We start from the raw sequence: 475 nt of genomic DNA on the forward strand, positions 1-475 counted from the left end.
TTGCCCTCGCTGCTGTCGCTGGCGAGCAGGGCATTGATGATCGCTTCTTCCACGGCTTCGGTCGCGGCCAGAAACAGCTCGCTGATGTGGTCGTTGTTGACCATGCGCAAACCGTCGCAGGTGGCTGCGCGTTTAGCCTCGTAAGCCGCAGGCGGGACGTGATCATTGCCGGTGGCGAAGGCAATGAAGATGTCGCCGCTGTGGTCTTCGTTACCGCCGCCGGTACGCGCCAGGCCCAGGCTGGCACGCTGTGCCAGACGCGTGCATTGATGGGGCAGCAGCGGCGCATCAGTCGCCAGGCAGACGACGATCGAGCCCATGCCCGGGTGCGGCAGCGCTGCCCGCAGGAACGGTGAATCCTTCTGTTCCATATAGCGCCCGACCGGGTAACCATCGACGCGTAATTCACTGCGAATGCCGTGGTTGGCCTGCACGATCGCGCCAACGGTCCAGCCTCCCTGGGCAGCACTCAAAC

At 64.0% G+C, this 475-nt stretch carries 1 protein-coding gene; it reads right to left on the reverse strand.

Going from position 1 to position 475, the window contains the following annotated elements; all coding sequences use genetic code 11:
* The coding region (locus J5M71_RS27860; RefSeq protein ID WP_207838800.1) for a P1 family peptidase at positions 1-475 on the reverse strand (475 nt) is incomplete at both ends.

The organism is Pseudomonas sp. 43(2021) (assembly GCF_017490805.1).
Classification (GTDB): Bacteria; Pseudomonadota; Gammaproteobacteria; order Pseudomonadales; family Pseudomonadaceae; genus Aquipseudomonas.